The organism is Acidiphilium sp., from assembly GCF_049977125.1.
Lineage (GTDB): Bacteria > Pseudomonadota > Alphaproteobacteria > Acetobacterales > Acetobacteraceae > Acidiphilium.
Genome location: NZ_JBMFGY010000353.1, coordinates 1 through 1686 on the forward strand (window position 1 = coordinate 1; position 1686 = coordinate 1686).

The window sequence follows — 1686 nt, forward strand, 5'->3', positions numbered from 1 at the left end:
GATCCGAAGCAATGCCAGTCGATCGAGGCGGGCCAGGTGATCAGCCTGTTGGAGAAATCGATCACCGTACCGGGGATCGAGACCAGCGTGCGGCAGACCGACGATCGCGCGCGCGAGATCGCGGCCCTTTTGCGCAAAGGGGGCGAGGAGAATGTGGCGAAGGCGCTGACGATGAAGCGCGAGGACAAGACCGCCGAGATCGTGCCCGGCGGTCATGCGGAGGCGATCGAGCGGGCCGCAGCACTTTGGCAGGAGCGGCGCGCGGCCAATGCCGACCGGCCGCGCTACACGATCACGATCAGCGCGCCGAGCAACGAGGACGCGCGGGCGATCGGCGAGGCGATCCGGACACGGTTGCAGGCGACCGGCGAGCTGGGGCGCAACCGCAAGACCCTCGCCGGGATCGATCCGAATACCGGCACATCCTACGCGATGCCGGTGGCGATCGGCGAGCGGGTGCGGCTGTTCGCGCGGTCGAACGCGGCGATGCTCGATGGCGGCAAGGGCGCGATCGGTGATAACGGCTCGATCCTGACCATCACAGGATTCAAGCGCGACGGGGTGGTGCTGCGCAATGACAAGGGCCGCGAGGGCGTGGTGAAATGGGAAACCCTCGCCGACAAGAAAACCGGGCGGATGCGTCTGGCCTACGGCTATGCCCAGACTACCAACACCGCCCAGGGCGACACCACCACCGAGCACATTTTTGTCACGCCCGGCGGCTCGAAAACCACGGACGGTTTCAAAACCTATGTGTCCGGTTCGCGCCATCGCGAGCGGGATTATTGGGTGACATCCGAGGGCGCGGAAAAACAGGAGATCAGCGTCCGCCGGCCGCTCGGAGATCCCCGGCCGGTCACAGTGCATGACCAGTGGGATAATTGGGTCCGGAACATCAGCAAGCGACCGGAGAAGACCAACGCCACAGATATCATCACGACGGCGGATCAGACACGTCGGACGATGGCGCGGAGCTTCCTCGACGGGGTGACGCGGCGCGAGAAGCAGGTGGCGAAAGCGGCGCGCGACGATCTGCAACCGCGATTCCAGCAGGCGCGGATCAGGGTGACGGAGAACGGACGGATCAGCGACGGGTTGGCGAACGTGAGTCGGTTCCGCCAGGCGGCGATCGAGCGGCTGGACCGCGCCGCTCCGGTTGTCAGGGCGGCCGTGGCAGGGACTTGGGAGAAAACGCGGCCGGTGATCGAGCACGCGACGGCCGCGATGCGTGAGCGGCTGGATCGCGTTCTAGGCGATTACCGCCGGCGCGAGGATCAGCGCCGGGCAGAGGAACGCCGGCAGGCCGAGACCCGCGCGACGATCGCGCGCCAGGCGCGGGAGCGTAGTCAGGGGAGCGGGATGGTTTTGTAGAGCGACGGCTGCGGTTCATGGTATAGTGACATATGAGGTCGCCTCATCGATTGATGACCCACACGGGAGTTGCGCGCATCATGAAGAAAAACATTCCAATGACGCCAATGACGAAAATCGGCCACCCGGCATAGGCGAGAAACGCAAACAGAGGGATTTGGATCGCGGTGCCGCCCAGACCATAACCAAGGTTGGTCCGTTTGATGTTCAGCCAGCCCAGACCGACTAAAATAGCAATGCCGACCAGTTCGAGGACAATGCCGTTGAGAGTCGATTGATCGGACTTCAGCGCGGATAAATACCATGAATTTCCGG

The 1686-nt window shown here is 64.1% G+C and carries 1 protein-coding gene and 1 pseudogene; one reads left to right on the plus strand and one right to left on the minus strand.

What is annotated here, in order from left to right; all coding sequences use genetic code 11:
- Positions 1 to 1371, plus strand: a pseudogene (locus tag ACP5E6_RS18995) (MobF family relaxase); the annotation flags it as partial.
- Positions 1372 to 1414: 43 nt separating this feature from the next.
- Here ACP5E6_RS18995 and ACP5E6_RS19000 read toward each other — a convergent pair.
- Positions 1415 to 1686, minus strand: a 272-nt coding sequence (locus ACP5E6_RS19000) for a hypothetical protein (protein WP_427957048.1), incomplete at its 5' end; no start/stop codon positions are given.